The 18,642-nt window shown below is 52.6% G+C and carries 21 protein-coding genes; 2 read left to right on the forward strand and 19 right to left on the reverse strand.

What is annotated here, in order from left to right; genetic code table 11:
* Positions 1 to 97: 97 nt before the first annotated feature.
* From fdhD to IEW11_RS21195, 3 genes are all read right to left on the reverse strand, one after another.
* Entirely contained in the window at positions 98 to 949 is an 852-nt protein-coding gene (fdhD, locus tag IEW11_RS21185; protein ID WP_229725536.1) for a formate dehydrogenase accessory sulfurtransferase FdhD, read from the reverse strand.
* Between the two features lie 30 nt (positions 950 to 979).
* A complete protein-coding gene (locus tag IEW11_RS21190; RefSeq protein ID WP_188533079.1) occupies positions 980 to 3,334 on the reverse strand; it encodes an FdhF/YdeP family oxidoreductase in 2,355 nt (784 codons plus the stop codon).
* Between the two features lie 235 nt (positions 3,335 to 3,569).
* Positions 3,570 to 3,938 carry a Na-translocating system protein MpsC family protein gene (locus tag IEW11_RS21195; RefSeq protein WP_188533159.1) on the reverse strand — a complete coding sequence of 123 codons (369 nt, stop codon included), beginning with the start codon at positions 3,936 to 3,938 and terminating at the stop codon, positions 3,570 to 3,572.
* Positions 3,939 to 4,132: 194 nt separating this feature from the next.
* Between IEW11_RS21195 and mobB the strand changes: the two genes are divergently transcribed.
* Positions 4,133 to 4,684, forward strand: a complete 552-nt coding sequence (gene mobB, locus IEW11_RS21200; RefSeq protein ID WP_188533080.1) for a molybdopterin-guanine dinucleotide biosynthesis protein B — start codon at positions 4,133 to 4,135, stop codon at positions 4,682 to 4,684.
* A gap of 32 nt (positions 4,685 to 4,716) precedes the next feature.
* Here mobB and IEW11_RS21205 read toward each other — a convergent pair whose 3' ends face one another.
* The 15 genes from IEW11_RS21205 to IEW11_RS21275 all read right to left on the reverse strand — a co-directional run bounded on the left by IEW11_RS21205 (position 4,717) and on the right by IEW11_RS21275 (position 15,194).
* The gene (locus tag IEW11_RS21205) at positions 4,717 to 5,424 is read right to left on the reverse strand and encodes a PspA/IM30 family protein (protein ID WP_188533081.1); all 708 of its coding nucleotides are present in this window, start codon (positions 5,422 to 5,424) and stop codon (positions 4,717 to 4,719) included.
* A 227-nt stretch (positions 5,425 to 5,651) separates the two neighbouring features.
* On the reverse strand, positions 5,652 to 6,323 hold the full coding sequence (locus IEW11_RS21210) for a PspA/IM30 family protein (RefSeq protein WP_188533082.1): 672 nt from the start codon (positions 6,321 to 6,323) through the stop codon (positions 5,652 to 5,654).
* Positions 6,324 to 6,356: 33 nt separating this feature from the next.
* Positions 6,357 to 6,650 carry a LiaF transmembrane domain-containing protein gene (locus tag IEW11_RS21215; protein ID WP_188533083.1) on the reverse strand — a complete coding sequence of 98 codons (294 nt, stop codon included), beginning with the start codon at positions 6,648 to 6,650 and terminating at the stop codon, positions 6,357 to 6,359.
* A gap of 268 nt (positions 6,651 to 6,918) precedes the next feature.
* Positions 6,919 to 7,569, reverse strand: a complete 651-nt coding sequence (locus IEW11_RS21220) for a response regulator (RefSeq protein WP_188533084.1) — start codon at positions 7,567 to 7,569, stop codon at positions 6,919 to 6,921.
* Positions 7,570 to 7,573: 4 nt separating this feature from the next.
* On the reverse strand, positions 7,574 to 8,569 hold the full coding sequence (locus tag IEW11_RS21225; protein ID WP_188533085.1) for a sensor histidine kinase: 996 nt from the start codon (positions 8,567 to 8,569) through the stop codon (positions 7,574 to 7,576).
* Between the two features lie 328 nt (positions 8,570 to 8,897).
* Complete coding sequence (locus IEW11_RS21230; protein WP_188533086.1) at positions 8,898 to 9,587, reverse strand: PspA/IM30 family protein; 690 nt, start codon at positions 9,585 to 9,587, stop codon at positions 8,898 to 8,900.
* A 2-nt stretch (positions 9,588 to 9,589) separates the two neighbouring features.
* Positions 9,590 to 10,045 (reverse strand): PspC domain-containing protein, encoded by a 456-nt coding sequence (locus IEW11_RS21235; RefSeq protein ID WP_188533087.1) that lies wholly within the window; start codon positions 10,043 to 10,045, stop codon positions 9,590 to 9,592.
* A 7-nt stretch (positions 10,046 to 10,052) separates the two neighbouring features.
* On the reverse strand, positions 10,053 to 10,739 hold the full coding sequence (locus IEW11_RS21240) for a PspA/IM30 family protein (protein ID WP_188533088.1): 687 nt from the start codon (positions 10,737 to 10,739) through the stop codon (positions 10,053 to 10,055).
* A gap of 33 nt (positions 10,740 to 10,772) precedes the next feature.
* Positions 10,773 to 11,066, reverse strand: a complete 294-nt coding sequence (locus IEW11_RS21245; protein WP_188533089.1) for a hypothetical protein — start codon at positions 11,064 to 11,066, stop codon at positions 10,773 to 10,775.
* 243 nt (positions 11,067 to 11,309) lie between these two features.
* On the reverse strand, positions 11,310 to 12,059 hold the full coding sequence (gene tatC, locus IEW11_RS21250; protein ID WP_188533160.1) for a twin-arginine translocase subunit TatC: 750 nt from the start codon (positions 12,057 to 12,059) through the stop codon (positions 11,310 to 11,312).
* A gap of 84 nt (positions 12,060 to 12,143) precedes the next feature.
* A complete protein-coding gene (gene tatA, locus IEW11_RS21255; RefSeq protein WP_188533090.1) occupies positions 12,144 to 12,377 on the reverse strand; it encodes a twin-arginine translocase TatA/TatE family subunit in 234 nt (77 codons plus the stop codon).
* A 46-nt stretch (positions 12,378 to 12,423) separates the two neighbouring features.
* A complete protein-coding gene (locus tag IEW11_RS21260; protein ID WP_188533091.1) occupies positions 12,424 to 13,449 on the reverse strand; it encodes a molybdopterin-binding protein in 1,026 nt (341 codons plus the stop codon).
* The gene (locus IEW11_RS21265) at positions 13,449 to 13,940 is read right to left on the reverse strand and encodes a MogA/MoaB family molybdenum cofactor biosynthesis protein (RefSeq protein ID WP_188533092.1); all 492 of its coding nucleotides are present in this window, start codon (positions 13,938 to 13,940) and stop codon (positions 13,449 to 13,451) included. The genes IEW11_RS21260 and IEW11_RS21265 overlap by 1 nt, the downstream gene beginning before the upstream one ends.
* Before the next feature lie 46 nt (positions 13,941 to 13,986).
* Complete coding sequence (gene moaC, locus IEW11_RS21270; RefSeq protein ID WP_188533093.1) at positions 13,987 to 14,496, reverse strand: cyclic pyranopterin monophosphate synthase MoaC; 510 nt, start codon at positions 14,494 to 14,496, stop codon at positions 13,987 to 13,989.
* On the reverse strand, positions 14,493 to 15,194 hold the full coding sequence (locus IEW11_RS21275; protein WP_229725537.1) for a 5-formyltetrahydrofolate cyclo-ligase: 702 nt from the start codon (positions 15,192 to 15,194) through the stop codon (positions 14,493 to 14,495). The genes moaC and IEW11_RS21275 overlap by 4 nt, the downstream gene beginning before the upstream one ends.
* An 87-nt stretch (positions 15,195 to 15,281) precedes the next feature.
* Between IEW11_RS21275 and IEW11_RS21280 the strand changes: the two genes are divergently transcribed.
* Entirely contained in the window at positions 15,282 to 17,219 is a 1,938-nt protein-coding gene (locus tag IEW11_RS21280; protein ID WP_188533094.1) for an ABC-F family ATP-binding cassette domain-containing protein, read from the forward strand.
* A gap of 132 nt (positions 17,220 to 17,351) precedes the next feature.
* On the opposite strand, the gene IEW11_RS21285 is transcribed toward IEW11_RS21280, so the two are convergent.
* Positions 17,352 to 18,236 (reverse strand): trypsin-like peptidase domain-containing protein, encoded by an 885-nt coding sequence (locus IEW11_RS21285; RefSeq protein WP_188533095.1) that lies wholly within the window; start codon positions 18,234 to 18,236, stop codon positions 17,352 to 17,354.
* Between the last annotated feature and the right edge of the window lie 406 nt (positions 18,237 to 18,642).

Raw genomic sequence — 18,642 nt, forward strand, 5'->3', positions numbered from 1 at the left:
ATGATCTTTTTTTCAATCTTACTACCATCTGCCCGCGCAAAAGTGCTGCACGATATAATAGTACCAGATTAAGGGCCGAACGTCTTGCCCCTTCATCTCACTCCGCCGCAATTCCATCAACGTCAACGCGCTCCGGATGGGTGTAGACATTCAGCCGGCCGCCCCGCGCAAATCCGATCGCCGTGATTCCCAGGTCATGCGCCAGCCTTAGCGCCAATGCGGTCGGGGCCGACTTGGACACGATGACGCCCGCTCCGATCTTGGCGGTCTTAATAATGACCTCCGAAGAGAGCCTTCCGCTGAACGCTATGATCTTATCGGAGGTGCGTATTTTGTTCCGAATCGCATGGCCATACAGCTTGTCGAGCGCATTATGGCGTCCGATATCGGCACGCACGGCCAGCATCCGCTGGCGAACAGCCTCATCGGATACATCCGCTGAGGCATCTTCACCTGTGCAAAGCGCCGCATTATGCACGCCGCCGGTGCGCGCAAAATCATCAGACGATGCCTGGAGCTGCTCCATCAGCCCCAAGCATCCTTGGGCGGTGACCTGGATACGCGTCGTCACCGTTTTGGCTGTACGCACATCCGTCTTCAAGTAAAACTGCCTGCTCTTCCCGCAGCAGGAGCTGATGACCCGCTTGCCGAAGTCGGCTTGCGCCAGCGTCATTTTACGCTTCAGCTGCAGGTCGACCATGCCGCGGTCCTCATCCCAATCCAACGCCAGGACATCGTCTGCGGACATAATCGCGCCTTCCGAAGCCAGAAATCCGTAGACGAGATCCGTCAGATCCGAAGCAGAACATACCAAAGTTGCGAATTCCAGACCATCAAGCCTTACCGTAAGCGGCATCTCCTCCGCAACCTCATCTTCCAGTTCACTCCAGCCGTCCCGGGTGTACTGGAAGACCGGCCATGAAGCGGTCATTTGATCATCGGTCTCCATCCTTCAAGCTCCCTTCTCTTGCGCTCGTTATTATACCGGCTCCATCTCCAGCTCAGGCACCGGCTTCTCAAGGGAGCTGATGTCTTTGCGGGAGCGGTAAGCTTCCGCTTTTTCCATTGTCACTGCTGTATTATATTCCGGAATTCCCGCATGCGGCTCATATACGCCTTTTGGAAGCAGGACGTTGCCTTCCGGCCAGAACACTTCCAAATTGCCGGCTGCAACATCATTCGTGCGCGCATATCCGTAGAATACGCCATGCTTGTTGTGCAGGACAATCTCATCACCGTCAGTGAGGCCCAGTTTTCTGGCATCCTGTTCGTTAATCAGCACGTCTTGTCTGCCTGCTCCGTTGAACGGATCAATGTCAGAATAAACCATGGAGTTGAACTGCTTGCCACGGCGTGTCGTCACATGGAATTGGCCCTCAGGACGGTATCTGTTCGGCGATTCGATCGCCAGCAGTTGCCCTCTGCCGTCCGGAGTCGGACATTCGCCGTCTTCACACAGCCAAGCGCCGCCCCATTGGAATACGTCTCCACGCTTGGACAGGTGCTGGATGCCGTCATAGTTAGGTGCCGCTTTGGCAATTTCACGGCGTACTGCCGCCGCATCTCCGAAGTGAAGCAGCTCAGCCGCATCGTCTGGTCTGACACGCCGTGCCAGGTCCTCAAAGATCCGCCATTCTTCACGCGCTTCGCCGATCCGCGGGCCCTCGATTTCAGGAGAGAAATACACCATGCGCTCCGTCGAAGTTGAAGTGCCGCCGCCCACCTGCTCATAACGGGTTTTGGCCGGCAGAACAATAACCGCTTCTTTGGCATCAAGCAGCGTCGATGTATTGAACATAATATCCTGGTGGACACGCAGCTCTACCGCTTCAAGCTGACGCTTGACGCTGTCCGGATCCGGCATCGTCTCCAGGAAATTGCCGCCCGACGTGTAGAACAGCTTGAGCTTACGCTCATGATCCTCCGGCAGCGCCGCATTTTCCAGCGACACGCCTACGATATCGCCCTGCCATGTCGGAAGCTTGAAGCCCCATGTGCTCTCCAGCCGTTCGACATCCTTGCCTTTGAACTCGCCGCCCGGCAAGCTGAACGGATCCGCGCCCATTTCTCCGGAGCCTTGTACGCCGCTATGTCCGCGAATTGGCATCAAACCGCAATTTTTGCGTCCCAAAAATCCGCGAAGCAATGCAAGGTTGGCCACCTGCGAAATGTTGTCCGTTGCAAAACGGTGCTGCGTCAATCCCATACTCCAGACAAATACAGCCGACTTCGCTCCTGCAAGCAGCTTGGCAAACTCTTCGATCCGCTCCTTGGACAATCCGCTTCCTTTTACAATATCTGCCCAATTCAGGCTTTCGATATGCGGTTTCAGCTGCTCGAAGCCATTGGTGTGCTTTTTGACAAAGTCAGCATCAATGGCTGAACCCGCCTGCTGCTTCTCCATTTCAAACCAGACTTTCATGACGCCGTTCATGAAGTCGATGTCGCCGCCGATATCTACCTGGTACAAATCATCAGCCAGCTTGGTACCGAATAACGCCGATTCCGCAACCGAAGGAATCCAATAACCGTCCATTGCAGGCTCGCGGTATGGATTGATGACGATGATCTTTGTGCCTTTGCGTTTCGCCGCATACATGTATTTCGTGGATACCGGCTGATTGCCCGCAGCTACGCTGCCCCAGAATACGAGTACATCCGTTCCGATCCAGTCGTTGTAATTGCAACTGGAAGCCCCGATCCCAACCGAGCGCTTGAGCGCTGTTTTGGAAGGCGAGTGACAAATACGGGATGCATTATCAATGTTATTCGTGCCGAGAAAACGTGCGGTCTTGGCAGCCACGTAGTAAGTTTCATTCGTCAAGCCGCGGCCTGTCAGGTAGAAAGCCGATTGTTTCGGTTCAATGGAACGGTATTTCGCCGCAATTCTGTCCATCGCTTCATCCCATTGAATCCGGCGGAAACGCTTCTCGCCTTTTTCACGAATCATCGGATACGGAATCCGTCCCAGCTCGCGAAGCTCCGCGCTGTTCATACGACGCAGCTCATCCACGTCTGCGAACAGCTTCGAATCCGGAATCGCCGGCATCGTGTTGAGCCTCAGCACATTGAGCCGGGTCGTACACAGATGCGGCCCTTCAAGCGTCTGATCATACAGGCCGGATACCCCAAGCGCACAGCCGTCGCAGACGCCTTGTGTCAGAATCCGAAACGCATATGGCAGATTATCTTTGTTCTTCCACGCCACTTTCATCGTGTCGCGAATATGATGCGGCTTGATTTTTCCTAATCCAAAAGGTACAGCGCTGACCCAAAGACCCGGAGCGGGCATACTTGGCAGCTTCATCCGTCCCGCGTGTTTTGTTTTTCCCATGTTGAATTTCTCCCTTTGATTGCAAGCTGAAACGGCTGTCACCGCCTTTGGATGACAGCACGGTTTCGCGTTGAAAGATAAGCTGCCAGACAGACAAAACTTATCATTCAAATAAAAAAACCGCCGCAGCATACTTCGACTCCCTCGTTCAAGAAGAAATCCAAGTATCCCGCGGCGGTTCGCCTCCGGCAGGTTCGCTGCCGAGCGCCAACAGCCATGGCTGTTATGAGTGTGATTAAGAATCCGATTGTCCGAACTTCTTTTGCAAATCCTGGTCAAACACAAAAATCGACATTCCGATATCCTGATCGATATCAATGTCCACAAACAGGCTGACAAATTTCGCGCCGAGCATCTCTTCCATTTCCACCGGATGGTGCTCGCGGTACATGTCCTTTACCATTTTTGTGCGTGCCTCTTGTACCATCTGCTTGCCTTCTCCTGAACCGGCGATAAATTTCTCCACCGGCGACAGGTTGCCTTGCATCTCGCAAATCGCCCAATTGTTACAGAAGGTCGTGCGCACCTCGCGAGGGCCTTTGCCCATGTGACGTTTGCGGTATGCTTTAACTAAATTACTGAATTCTGCTTCGTGTTTGTTCATCATTCGTTTTGCCAAAATTCCCGATTCCCCTTTAGTATGACCGGCTGGCAGGCTCGCTCCCCCGCATCAAACGTCTTTTGAATCTTCGTATGGCCGCACCTTTGTAAAGTATGATCTTATTTTATATTATCAAGAAAGCGTCCCCATGACAATCATGTTACAATAGAAGAATCATTTATTTTTTGGAGGCCAGCATGAACACCCCTTTCATCCTGCAAATCGCGGGCTACAAAAACACAGGAAAAACAACGCTCCTCTGCCGTTTGATCGAGCGGTTCAAAGCAGATGGGTGCACCGTCGCGGTCATCAAACATGATGGGCATGATTTTCAAATGGATCATCCAGGTACAGACACCTGGAAGCATCAGGCCGCCGGCGCAGACACCGTGGCCATCACTTCACCGCATCGAACGGCGATGCTCCTTCATCGCCCGTTGTCATTACAAGAACTGCTGCTGCAAATGAACGATTACGATGTTGTGCTCGTTGAAGGCTTCAAGTCGGAAAACTATCCGAAAGTCATCATGATCAAAGAACCTGCGCATTTCGGGCTGCTCACGTCTTTGAGCCAGCCTATTGCCGCAGTTGTATGGCCGGATACGCAGGAAGAGTCAGCTAAGCTGCAGCAGCATGGGGAACTTGAGAAGCCTGTCTCCTTCTTCGGTTTAAACGACGCCGACAGTTTATACCGCTGGCTGGCTGACAATGCTGAGCTCATCTCCGGCAGAAAGAGGAACGCCCCTTAACAAGAGCGTTCCTCTTTCTCTTTCGTATCGAATTAAGCTTCCGGCTGCCCGGGAGCATTGGTTGTGTTCAACTTGCGCTTGAGCGCTTCAAGCTGCTCATTGACCTGCAGTTCCTTTGCCGGATCAATCGGGGCTGCAGCCGATGCGGCCGATGTTTGGCGATAGAATCCCGGCATCCGCGCAACCTCTGCTTCAGCCTCGAGCTGCATGATTTTCTCTTCCATCCGGTAAAACCCTCTCGACGCGCCGCCGCTCTCAATCGTATGCTGCGTCCCGATCTGCGCCACTTGCTTCTGCGCTTTTGCCGCATCGGCACGGGAAGCCAGCTCGCTGCGTTTGCTGCGCAGATCTTGCAGTTCGTTTCTCATGTCATCCAGCTGCTTGCGAAGCTCCTCTGCCTGTGCTTTGTTCTGCTCGTAAAGAGCGCTGAACTCATCGGCTTGCTGCTCGTAATAAACCTTCTCCTCCAGCAGCTTGCGCGCCAATTCCTCTTGACCTGCGAGGAGCGCTTGCTCCGCTTGACTTTGACGTTCCGCCGCCTTGCTGACCGCTTCCCCGTAACGGTTCTTCATCCGCTGCTCGGCGGCCATTTGTTTTGCTACCGTGCGCTCTGCTTCATGAATCTCCGCTTCCATATCACGTAAGTATTGGTTCAACATCACAACCGGATCTTCCATTTTATCCAACATTTCATTCAGTGATGCCTTCGTCATGTCCGTCATTCTTTTCAAGATTCCCATAATTATAAATCTCCCTTCTCATATTGGGCCAATTTGGCGCGGTATTGTTCTACTTCTTTGCGTAACGCTCGCTTTTCCATATCGTTCATCATGGCATCGATGTTTGCGGATTGCTGCGGCTCTCCATAACCTCCGGATCTCGATGGATTGCCGCCCGGCGAACTGCCGACGGAACCGTAACTGCTATAAAGCGGGGGTTCCTTCGGTATAGCTTCTTCACGTCGACCTCAGCCTCCCTTGGCTAATTTCAGTTTTAGCTGCTGCAGCTCCAGCTCAATTGCTGATTGCTGCCGGGCACCGGCTCCGATTGGAGCTGAAGCCGAGCGGCGCAGTTCGCGCAAGCTCCGTGCTTCGAGCTCCTGATCGTCCAGACGATCTTCCAGTCGGCGGAATAGTCCTTCAGGCTGATAACCTCCACCTTGCAAGCCGGAATGGCGATCATTCAATCGCTGCTGCAGCCTTAACGATTCCATGCGTGCGATATAGAAATCACGTTTATCGGCGACCGTCCGGTACTCATTTTTCAGCTCACCCAAGCGTTCTTCCAGCTCTATCAGCGTCTGTTTGCTTTGTTCTATTAACTGCTTATATTGTGCCGCGCGCTCTTCATGCGTCGTTTTATCCACCAGTGCCATTCTCGCAAGCTCTTCCTCACCGGCTTTCAGAGCCGTGATCGCTTGCTGCTCCCGCCGATCCTTCTGCTGCTCTGCATCGAGCCACTGCCGTTTCAGCTGAATCGTATGTGTTGTGCATTGCTGGTACAACTGCTCCGCCTGAATTATCTCATCCCTTGTCGCTCCGAGGAAGCGGTCGATCAGCTTTACCGGATCCTCTGCCTTTTCCAACCGGTCATTCAATGCGGCAACCGTCATATCGCGAACTCTTCGTAATATACTCATCGTCTATCCTCCAACCCCTTATCTTCTCATCCGTTACCGGTATTTTCTTCGTGTTATTAACATCGAAATGCCCCACACCGCCAAACCAATCGCCAGCAGGACAAAGATCAATTTCGATAATTTGACGAGCAGCAGGATCGCCCCAACGGCAATGAATAAACCGCCGATCAGCTTGCTGTTATTACGCAGGCCAATGAATCCAATACCGATTAAAATCAGTGGGAATAGGAAGCTGATTACCGGTCCAAGCGAAATGCCCAGCAAGTGAAGCGCAATCCATACGCCGACTACCGTCAGCACAATCCCAAACGTTGTTCTTCCATTCATTCTCTTGTTTCACCGCCTCTCGCCAATGTGTGATGTGTCGTCGTTTCCTTATGTACTTATTGTAGAATGAATTGCCAATTGCCAAAACAGACCTGCGGCGGTTTTTCAACCTGGCTTTAGGTCGGGGTTTGTGCCGACCTTGAGGCGGAGCTTGCCGGCCGGGAGTGATAATGGAGGTGCATGGAGGTATGGCGGGAGCATCCGGCTGGTCATGAACAAGGCCGTCCCCTAAGCAGTTAATGCTGCTTAGGGAACGGCCTTCTATCGCTTACTCCGCTATTCCATTTTTATGTGCATAAATCGCTGCCTGGGTACGGTCTTCGACCTCCAGCTTGGCGAAGATATTGGTAATATGATATTTCACGGTTTTGATGCCGATAAACAATTCGTCCGCGATATCCTGATTGGACTTTCCTTGTGCGAGCCGGTGCAGGACATCCATTTCCCGCTCCGTCAGATCCTCATGCAGCGCTTTTTGCGGAGCGACCTTCGGCTGGCGGAGCCGGTTCATCATCTTGGCCGCTACCTGCGACTCCAGAACGGACTGTCCCCGCGCCGCGGCACGGATCGCATCGGCAATCTCATTGGCTCTGGATGTCTTTAACAAATAACTGAACGCACCGGCCTCAATCACCGGATACATCTTACTGTCGTCGATATAACTCGTGAGCACGATGACCTTGCATTCCGGGTAAAGCTCGAGCAGCTTCCTCGTTGTCTCGACCCCGTCCATTCCTTCCATGACCAGATCCATCAGCACAATATCCGGCTTGTAGGCTTGTGCCAGACGGATGCCTTCCTGCCCGTTGCTCGCTTCACCGACAACCTCAATTCCCTCTTCGGTATCAAGCACCGCTGCCAAGCCGATCCGCACCATCTCATGGTCATCGACCAGCAATACTTTAATCGGTTGTTCCATTCTGCTACCTGCTCCCCCTCTCATCCGCCATGGCCGGTATCCAAATTTCGATCGTTGTCCCCCGGCCTGGAGCCGTAAGCAGCTGCAGCGCGCCGCCCAGCTCATTCACACGCTCTTCCATCGTTAATAATCCGTATGAGGTCTGATTCTTCGCTTCCAGATCAAAGCCGACCCCATTGTCGCGCAGCGTCAGACGAATCTGCTTGCCATATTGAAACAACCGGATTTCCATTGACGTTGCCCGGGCATGCCGGAGCGTATTAGAGAGCGCCTCCTGCACAATCCGAAACAGATGGTCCTCCGCGTCCGGCATGATCGCAATGACCGGATCGATATCCAGCGTAATCGCCATCGGCACCTTTTGCTTCAATTCTTCAATCAAGCTGTGCAGCGCTTGCGCTAAATTTTTGCCGTCCAGATGAATCGGACGCAGATGCAGGAGCAGCGCGCGCATCTCGGATTGCGCGACCGAGGCCATCTCCTCGATCAGCTCGACCTGTCTGCGCGCCCGCTCAAAATCTTTGTCGAGCGTACGGCCTACAGCAGTCGCTGTCATCGAGATGGCAAACAGCTGCTGGCTCACCGCGTCATGCAGCTCCCGGGCTAACCGCTGCCTCTCCTCGAGCACGGCGGAGAACTTCACTTTCTCCGTCCATACCTGGTCCTCTTCCTCCTGGATTTCCGCTCCATCCGCTGAGCCTTCTGAGGAAGTTAAGGTAACAGCTCGTCTGCGCCGCTGCTGCTCCGTCAGCCGCTTGATCGTCTCCCGCAGCTTTAAGCGCTGCAAATAACTGTAGACCGCTCCTGCGGCCAAGGAGAGTCCGATGACCGACAAGCCTGCCGCTGCGGCAGGCCCCTGCAGTTGAAACCATTTAACATAGCCGGTACTCTGCAGCACCAGTACAAGCAGTCCGATAATAACGAGAAGCCACAGCACCGTCTCTGTCGTATTGCGGCGGGTTGGCTCACTCATCTTGCCGGCGGGCTTCTTGCCCTCCATGACCGCACTCCCCTTTCAAATCTATGTATGAAAACGAACCGGTGTGCCAAATAGTTGCAGCATCCCGCTTATCCGATACCTAAATCGTTCTATCTCATCCATATGGTTGGCTCACTCATCTTGCCGGCGGGCTTCTTGCCCTCCATGACCGCACTCCCCTTTCAAATCTATGTATGAAAACGAACCGGTGTGCCAAATAGTTGCAGCATCCCGCTTATCCGATACCTAAATCGTTCTATCTCATCCATATATTAGGTTTATCGACAAATACACGGCGCTTCGTAAAGAAGCGCCGTACAAATTCCCATGATATGATCACTCGAGCGAGTTACTCGGCGTTTGATGGAGGCGGCGTCAGCTTGGATTTAAGCGCTTGAAGCTGCTCATCCACTTTCATCTTTTTCTCGATATCTACCGCGCTTAGGCTTGGTTGGTGCGAATACATGCCGGGCGCACGCATAACATCCGCTTCAGCTTCCATCTGCATAATCTTCTCTTCCATCCGGTTGAAGCCGCGCGAGGCGCTGCCGCTCTCGATCGAATGCGTCGTGCTCAGCTGTGACATTTGCTTCTTCGCCTTCGCCATTTGGGCACGTGCGGAAAGCTCGTTGCGTTTGTTGCGTAGCTGGTAGAACTCATCCTTCATATCATGCAGCTGCTGCATCAGCTCATCCGCCTGCGCTTTGGCTTCCGCATGCAGATCGCTGTATTCCACCGTTTTTTGATCGAAGAATACTTTCTCTTCGAGCAGCTTGCGGGCCAGCTCCTCGTGACCGGAGCGCAGTGCTTGCTCAGCCTTGCTCTCGCGATCCATCGCGCTGCGCGCTGCTTCTTCATAACGCTGTCTCATCCGGCGTTCATTGGCCATTTGCTTGGCCACCGTTACCTCGGCCTGGTGAATCTCAGCTTCCATATCCCGTAAATATTGATTTAACATGACCACCGGATCTTCCATTTTATCCAACATCTCATGAAGCGATGCTTTTGTCATATCCTTCATCCGTTTAAAGATACCCATAATTAGTTATCTCCCTTCTCGTATTTCGCTAGTTTGGCGCGCAATTCATCGATTTCCCTGCGCAGCGCCTTCTTCTCGAGGTCTTCCATCATCGCGTCCAGATTGGACGATTCCGGCTTTGCCGGCCCGGCCTGCTGCGCTCCGCTCTGCCAGCTGTTCCAGCTTTGTCCGGCAGAGGGACCATGACCGGGATTATAGTAACCTTGGCTGTTCGAGCCATACTTGGAATTTCCATAACCGCTGCCTAAGCCTCCGCCGAAATCGTTGTAATATGGCGGTTCCTTCGGAACGACAAGACCTGCGAGAATGTAGACAAGAATGAGCGCTCCGCTGGAGAAAATCACGGCCACAATGAACAGCACCCTGAGCAATGTGGCATCGATATTCATCATTTCGGCAACTCCGCCGCACAGGCCAAGCACCTTCTTATCCCGTGTCGATCGGTATAGCTTCTTCATCTTGACGTCATCCTTCCTTCTCTAATTTCCTTTTCAACTGCTGCAGCTCACTCTCGATCAGCGACTGCACCGATGTACCGGCCTGCACCAGAAATTGTTGTCCTGCCCGGCGCAGATCGCGCATGCTTTTGGCTTCCAGCTCCATGTCGGTGATCCGGTCATCGATCCTTCTGAACATGCCCTCCGGCTGCTGTGCGTGACCTTGACCCGCACCATGTCCGCCGCTGTATCTCGCGTTCATCCGCTGCTGCAGCCGCAAGGACTCCATGCGTGCCGCGTAATATTCGCGTTTGTCGTAGACTGTCTGGTATTCGCTGCGCAGCTCGCGCAGTTGTTCCTCCAGGTCCGTGATGCTCTGTCTGCCTTGCTCGTACAGCTCTTTATACTGAGCCGCCCGCTGATCGTGGGATGCTTTCTCCTGCAGCGCCAGCCTTGCCAGGTTCTCTTCACCGGCTTTCAGAGCCGTTATCGCTTGCTGTTCGCGCTTTTCCCTTTGCTGCTCCGCTTGCAGCCACTGCATTTTCAAGTGGTTGCTGTGCGATGTATATTGCTGATAAAGCCGTTCCGTTTGAATGATGTCTTCTCTGGTCGACCATAAGAACTGATCGATCATTTTTACCGGATCCTCCGCTTTCTCCAATCGTTCATTTAACGTGGCGACCGTAATATCGCGTACCCGTCGAATCAAGCTCATCGTTTACCCTCCACATCTATATTCATTCGATGATTAATATACTCTTTTGTCCCGTCTCAGCATTGAAATGCCCCAGATCACCATGCCAACCGCCAGCAAGAAGAATATCAATCCGGACAGCTTCCCGAGCAGGACGACCAGTCCGATACCAAACAGGATGCCGCCAATCAGCTTCTTATCGTTTTTAATGCCGACTACGCCAAGCCCCATTAAAATGAAGGGGAAGAGGAACCCGATAATCGCACCTAATGTCAGGCCGATAAATTTCAGTGCGATCAGTCCTCCGACAGCAATCAACACCACGCTTAAAAATGTTTTTCCGTTCATCCGCCTCATCACCGCTTTCGTTGTTATCAACAGTTCAACCTTATGTCTTTATTCTAGGTGTTTTCGAAGCTTTCCAAAACAGACCTGCGGCGGTTTTTGCACCTGGACTTAAGTCGGGGAGCGTGCAGAACCCTGGACCGGGGAGCCTTGCAAGAGCTCCAGCCAGCCTGTCTTCGATAATAAAAAAGAGCGGTCTCCCAATCGATGCATGGAAGAGACCACTCGGTGTTGTGATAATGCGGTTTACGTATTCTGCAGGCTGTTGAACTCTTCTTCCCATGCAGCGTCCTTCTCCAGCTGTTTACGGTAAACGATGGACGACAAGAAAACGCTGAATTCATAGAGCAGGATAAGCGGTACCGCAACCATGAGATCGGATATGACATCCGGCGGTGTAATAAAAGTACCGATGACCACCATCAGAAAGTAGGCGAGCCGGCGCATCTTGCGAAGCCGCAGCGGATTCAGAATGCGCAGCTTGGTCAGGAACATAATGACTAAAGGAAGCTCGAACATTAATGAAATCGGAATAACGATGTTGAACAAAAAGCTGAAATATTGCACGACACCGTACGTTTCCACCAGCCCCAGACGCTCGGATACACTGGTTGTAAAATTGTAAGCCATCGGAAATACGACAAAATAAGAAAAGGCGAATCCCAGCAGCAGCATCAGCAGCGCAAACGGGATGTACCGAAGCGCGGCACCCTGCTCCTTTTCCTCAAGTGCCGGTTTCACAAACGACCATACTTGAAATAAGGTAAACGGCAGCGCCAGCACCAATGCCACAATGAATGCAATCTTCATGTAAATCCCGATGCCGTCCCAATAGGAAAAGGTATGCAGCGGCAGTCCATTCACAGGCTCTTGGGCCATTAGATAATTATAGACAGGGTTGGCTGCCACCAATCCGATGATCAGTCCGACAAACACGACAAGCAGTATCGCAATGAGCCGTTTTCGAAGCTCTCCGATATGCTCCAGAATCGGCATCAGATTTTCTTCCTTACCCTGCTTCTTCGCATCTTGTCCCAACCTGCAGCCTCCTTTTCATTCCATAAAAAAAGCGTATCCCGATCAATCCGGAAGCCGCTTGTTTTTCGCTTGGTCCTCAGACTGACTCACATCGATCCGACTTGTATCCTTGCGGTCCTGTTTGTCATCGTCATCCATAATGTCTTTGGCGCCGTTCTTGAACTCGCGCAGCGTGCGTCCAAACGCTCTGCCGAGCTCAGGCAGCTTGTTCGGGCCGAACAGCAGCAGCGCAACGATAACGAGCAGAACAACACCGGAAACACCTAATCCGCTCATGGTTTACCTCCTTAATAATTAACTCTATACTTCCTGACATAATGGACTAACAGCCCAATAAACCTCCGTAACCCATCGTTACGATATCATCTCTGGTGATCGTGTCACCAGCCAGTATTCGCGGCAGCAGTACATCAAATGATGTATAGGGATCATGCATAACACAGCCAGGAAGCCCTAATATCGGCACGCCTTTCAAATAGCCCATCAACAGCATGGAACCCGGCAGCATCGGTGTACCGTAGCTGACAACATCGGTGCCGGCCTCGCTGATTGCGGCGGGCGTCCGGTCGTCCGGATCAACGGACATACCTCCTGTTACGAGTATCATATCATAACCGGCTGCAAGCAAGTAGTGTATTTCCTTGACAATTGTATGTCGGTCATCAGGTGCAAAACGCTGCTCGATCACCTCGGAGCCGTATTCGGCTGCCTTGCTGCGCACTGCCGGACCGAACTTATCCTGAATTCTGCCGCTGAATACCTCGCCGCCCGTTGTCAGCAGACCGATTCGAAACGGCTTGAACGGCCGGATGCTGAGCGGGCTTCTGCCGTCATGCTGCTCACGATACGCGGCTGCAAGCTTTTCCACCCCGGCAACCTTGCTCTCCTCCACGAATAACGGAATCACGCGAGTGGACGCGATCGGATTCCCCGGCTTCACCACGGTGTGATTGCGCACAGTAGCCAACGCGATCTCGCCTAACCGGTTGATGGACTCGACCAGCGCACCATCAATCTGGGCCAGCCCGAGCATCCCCGACTTCAGGCTGACTTTGCCCTCATGCGGTTCAGATAACGTGATCCCTTCTCCTGTAAAGGCCTGCGCCATCCGCAGCGCCGCATCATCCTCATGAAGCTCGCCCTCGCCGAGCTCCATAATGTATATGTGTTCCTTGCCAATATCAAGAAGCTTCGGAATATCGGATTCGGTAACAATATGGCCTTTCTTAAATAAACGGCCCTTGAATTCGCCCGGGACGATTCGGGTGAGATCATGAGCAAGACGCATGCCGATGGCATCTTCCACCCGGACTTCGGTTAATTTTGTTCCGCTCGTTTGTTTATTCATCAATTATGCTCCCCCACACGTCCCGTTAAAATTCCCAGCGCATGCGGCAGTTGGTCCATAATCGCCATCAAGCACTCATGCACGCCCTTAGGGCTTCCCGGCAGATTGATAATGAGCGACCTGCCGCGCGTCCCGCAAATGCCGCGGGTAAGCATGGCCCGTCTAGTTTTTTGCATCGAGCCGATGCGCATAGCTTCGGCAATACCCGGAACGACACGATCGATAACCCGCTGCGTGGCCTCCGGCGTCCAATCCCGCGGGCTCAGCCCGGTGCCGCCGGTTGTCAGTACAAGATCTGCCTGGAAGTAGTCGGTCATCTCGATTAGTGCAGCCATAATCTCATCCTGCTCATCGGGTACAATCCGGTAATCTACAATTTCCCCGCCGAGTTCTTCCTCTATAAGCTCCCGGATCACCTGAGCGCTCGTATCCTCACGTTCCCCGCGGGAGCCTTTATCGCTCGCTGTCAATATCGCTACTTTCCACTGCACCAACAACCCCCCCATTTACAATAACATCTCAAAGTGTCTGCTAGTATTAATGATCTGTATCTGTCGATTCCTCGGATGCCGGTGTGAAAAGATAGTCACCGCTCTTGCCGCCAGACTTGTGGATCAGCAGCGTCGGTCCGATGACCATGTCCTTCTGCAATGCCTTGCACATGTCATATACAGTAAGCGCCGCGGCCGACACGGCCGTTAACGCCTCCATTTCCACGCCTGTCTTGCCCGTTGTTTTCACCGTAGCCTCTATTGTAAGCTCATCGATTGCATTATCCGAGAACGTCAGGTTGATTCCGGTAAGCGGAAGCGGATGGCACATCGGAATCCAATCCGATGTTTTCTTGGCTGCCATAATGCCCGCGACCTGCGCCACGGCCATGACGTCGCCCTTGCCTATCGTTCCGGCCTTGATCCGGCTTAACGTATCGGGCGCCATCTTCACCATCGTTCGTGCGATTGCGCTGCGCGTCGTAATGTCCTTATCCGATACATCGACCATGCGCGCTCTGCCTTGTTCATTGAAATGCGTCAATTCCGCTGTCATAAAAAACCTCCTTTACAAGTATACTGCGAATTTGCGTACAGGGTCCGTTCCGTCATTACAGCATCGACATTTGCGTCGTGCGGCTCACGGGGAATGCGGTCCGCGAGTTGAGCTTCGAAGGCCAGTCCAATCCAGCACGGCATCGGCCGCCCCGGACCGAGCTTGCTTAACAGACGCTCTCTGAAACGGTCATAATATCCTCCGCCATAGCCAAGCCTGCCGCCTGCAGTGTCAAAGGAAAGGCCGGGAACAAAGACCGCATCCGGCACAAAATCCTCTGAGCAGACCGCCGCTTTGCCGGGATCCGGCTCCAGAATGCCGTATGCGCCCGGGCGAAGCTCACTCCAATCGCGGAGCTCGTACAGCGTCATGGTCCGGCTGAGCGGATCACTCAATGGCACGATGACGGTCAATCCGGCCTGCCAGGCCCATTCCACCAAAGGCCTCGTATCGACCTCTGAACGAAAGGCAACGTACAGCATCACGTTCTTGCCCCCGGATGCTTGCAGCCACTCCGCGGCCCTGTTACATATCAGCCGGGACCATTCGCTCCGATGCTCCTCTGTAATCCCGTTGCGAAGCCTGTTCATATGCTGTCTGATGGCCTGTTTTTGAACAGATGCTCCGCTTTCCTCCATAGTGATAATCGCCACGCTCTCATCTTGTTTGATTGCTTCTAGTTTACCATTGATGGCCATTTTCGCCAACACCGTCGCCCTTGCTTATCGCACTGCAGCGCAATTTCATGTACACTAAAAGATATACATTCTTATTCGGAGGTCACTATGCTTCTTCAAGTATCCGACATTTCCAAAAATTACGGCGTGAAGTCCGTGCTTTCCCATATTTCCATGCAAATTCAGGAGCGCGAAAGAGTCGGCCTGGTCGGCGTCAACGGCGCCGGCAAATCAACCCTGCTGCAGATCATAGCAGGCGAATTAACGGCAGATTCGGGAACCATCTACAAAGCCAAGGAAACCCGCATCGGCTATCTCGCGCAAAACAGCGGTCTGCAGTCGGACCGCACCATCATCGAAGAGATGCGCGCCGTCTTCTCCGAGCTGCTTAACGTTGAACAGGAGCTGCGTGAGCTCGAACGGCAGATTGCCGATCCGAAGCTGCATGATGACAGCAAGCGGTACGAAGACACACTGGAGCGGTATGCCATCCGGTCGGAATGGTTCCGCGAACAGGGCGGCTTTGAGATTGAGACGCGCATCCGCAGTGTGCTGCACGGGATGGGCTTTGGCGATTTCGCTCCGGATACGCCCATCGCAACGCTGAGCGGCGGCCAGAAGACAAGGCTGGCGCTGGCCCGCATTCTGCTGCAATCGCCTGATCTGCTAATGCTCGACGAGCCGACGAACTATTTGGATATTCCTACATTAACCTGGCTTGAAGATTATTTAAGAGGATATTCCGGCGCCGTGCTGGTAGTCTCCCATGACCGTTTTTTCCTCGACGCGCTGGCAACGACAATTGTCGAGATCGAAAGGCATGCGGCGAAAAAATATACCGGGAATTACAGCCGTTATATCGAGACGAAAGCGCAAGAATACGAAGCCGCGATGAAGCAATTCGAGAAGCAGCAGGACGAAATTGCGCGAATGGAGCAATTTATCGAGCGCAATCTTGTGCGCGCCTCCACGACAAAACGCGCGCAAAGCCGCCGCAAATCGCTCGAGAAGATGGATCGTCTCGACAAGCCGCTTGGCGATCTGAAGAAAGCCCATTTCTCTTTTGAAGTGGAACGGACCACAGGCAAGGATGTGCTGGATGCCCAGGGGCTCTCCATTACCTTTCCGGGCAAGGACAAGCCACTGTTCCGCAATGTCTCTTTCCAGCTTCAGCGCGGTGAAACGGTTGCCTTGATCGGACCTAACGGGATCGGCAAATCGTCGCTGCTCAAGGTTCTGGTCGGCGAGCGCACCCCGGATGCCGGGACGATCCGCTGGGGCACCCATGTCCGCATCGGTTATTATGACCAGGAACAAACCGGATTAACGCCCACGAATACGGTATTGGAGGAAGTCTGGAGCGCTTATCCGCATATCGAGGAAGCGCGAATCCGTACGGTGCTTGGCAGCTTCCTGTTCAGCGGTGAAGACGTGAAGAAGAGAATCGCCGCACTCAGCGGCGGTGAGAAAGCGCGGGTCTCTCTCTCCAAGCTGATGCTTCAACAAGCCAACGTGCTGATTCTTGATGAACCGACAAACCATCTCGACTTATACAGCAAGGAAGTGCTTGAATCCGCGCTGATGGAATACGAGGGCACGCTGTTATTTATTTCCCATGACCGTTATTTCCTTAACAAGATGGCAGAGCGTATTGTCGAATTAACCCCGGAGGGCGTTCATCATTTCCTGGGAAATTACGACGAAATGCTTGAGAAAAAACAGGAATTGGCGGAACTGCAGGAAGAAGCGAATGCCCGTCTGCAAAAATCGGGAAAAACGGATGCTTCTCCCGAGCCAGTCTCCGGTTCTGCCTATGAATTGGAGAAGCAAGCGAAAAAAGACGAACGGCAAAAGCAGCGCAAGCTCGAACAATTAGAGAAGGATATCGCCTTGCTCGAGGAGCAGATCGCAGAGCTGGAGCAGCAGCTCACGGATCCCGAGGTTTATAACGACTATGTGCTGGTCCAGCAGAAGCAAACCGAGATTGACGACAAAAAGGCTGAGCTGACAGGTTATTATGAAACTTGGGAAGAGCTGTTGGCCTGAAATCGTTTGATAAGAACCGCCATGTGCGCCTGTTGTGCGCATGGCGGTTTTTCATATCGCACAATAAAAAGCCTGCTGAGGCAGCTCAACAGGCCGATCACCCATCAACTTGGGCGGCATCCGGGTCAAATGTTACGATTTACTTAATTCCTCCTGCACATACTGCATCGGAACCGCGAAATACAAGCTGGTATCTGTGATCTTCCACGTATTGATGCCGATCGCCTCGCCGTATTCATTCAAGAGCACGCCGCCGCTGGAGCCAGGTTCGATCGTCGCCGTATGCTGGATGTACTTGACGCCATTAATCGTTCGAATGCCGGATACAATCCCCTCTGACAGCGTATTTTCGAGACCGGCAGGACTTCCGATTGCATAGACTCTATCACCGATATCCGGAATGGTTGTCGTATATTCCAGTTGTTTGTGAGGTGTCGAACCGGTGATTGCTCCATCCGGGCTGTATTGTGTCGATAAAGCGGTGATAAAAACGTCCGTATTCGAATTATTATACCAATACCAGCCCTCTGTATCATAAGTCGTTCCATCTATCCGAACCCGGATGCCGGCAGCATCATAAGCGACATGGCTGTTGCTGATGAACCAACCGCCCTTGATCGAAAAGCCTGAACCGGTTCCGATTGTATTGCCGGATGAATTATACGCCTCTACATAGCCGACCCGATCGATTAACCGGGCGATTTCCCTTGCCGTTAATGATTTTCTTGTCTCTGCTTCTGTTTGAGCGGAGGCCGGCTTCGCTTCCGAGACAATGTTAACCGTCTGATTCTTCTGGTCCCACGTATACTTTATTCCCGCTTCTTTTAATAGATAGATCGGGATCATCGTTCGGTTATCGTACAACATGGCCGGCGCATCCGTAACCCTTACCGGAACACCGTCAACCGTCAATCGTATGATCGTATTCCCTTTATAAGTCCCCCACATACCGGCTGCATTAACGACCCCTGCAAAGCATAACGACGCTAACAAGCTGAGAATGATCTTTTTCTTCATATGAGTCACCCATGAATGACCCCCATCGGCTGGGGAATTTGCTTCACAATCGTATGCTCTCTCTTTACAAAGACTAATCTGGCTGCGCAACATTTCTATCTTTTCTTATCTTCTAGTGTAATTATATAGTTTCCCTCTCTTAAAATCTCCTGTTTTCGACAAAAAAATAGACTGCCCCTCATGGATGCAGACCTATTAAACGAACTTTTGAAGCACAATTTCACGATGAACGATAAGCAGCAGGTGAAGCTAGTGGATGCTGATTATCCATTCCGCTTGTGCATGACGATCTCTCCGCAAAAAAACTGCCCGACGCACAGCGTGCATCGGGCAGTTTTTCATCTATCCACGTTTTCCACAGCTTTATCCACAGGGTTGTGAGAGTTGTTTGGCAATTCTGTCGATA

The organism is Paenibacillus abyssi, from assembly GCF_014640295.1.
GTDB lineage: Bacteria > Bacillota > Bacilli > Paenibacillales > Paenibacillaceae > Paenibacillus_D > Paenibacillus_D abyssi.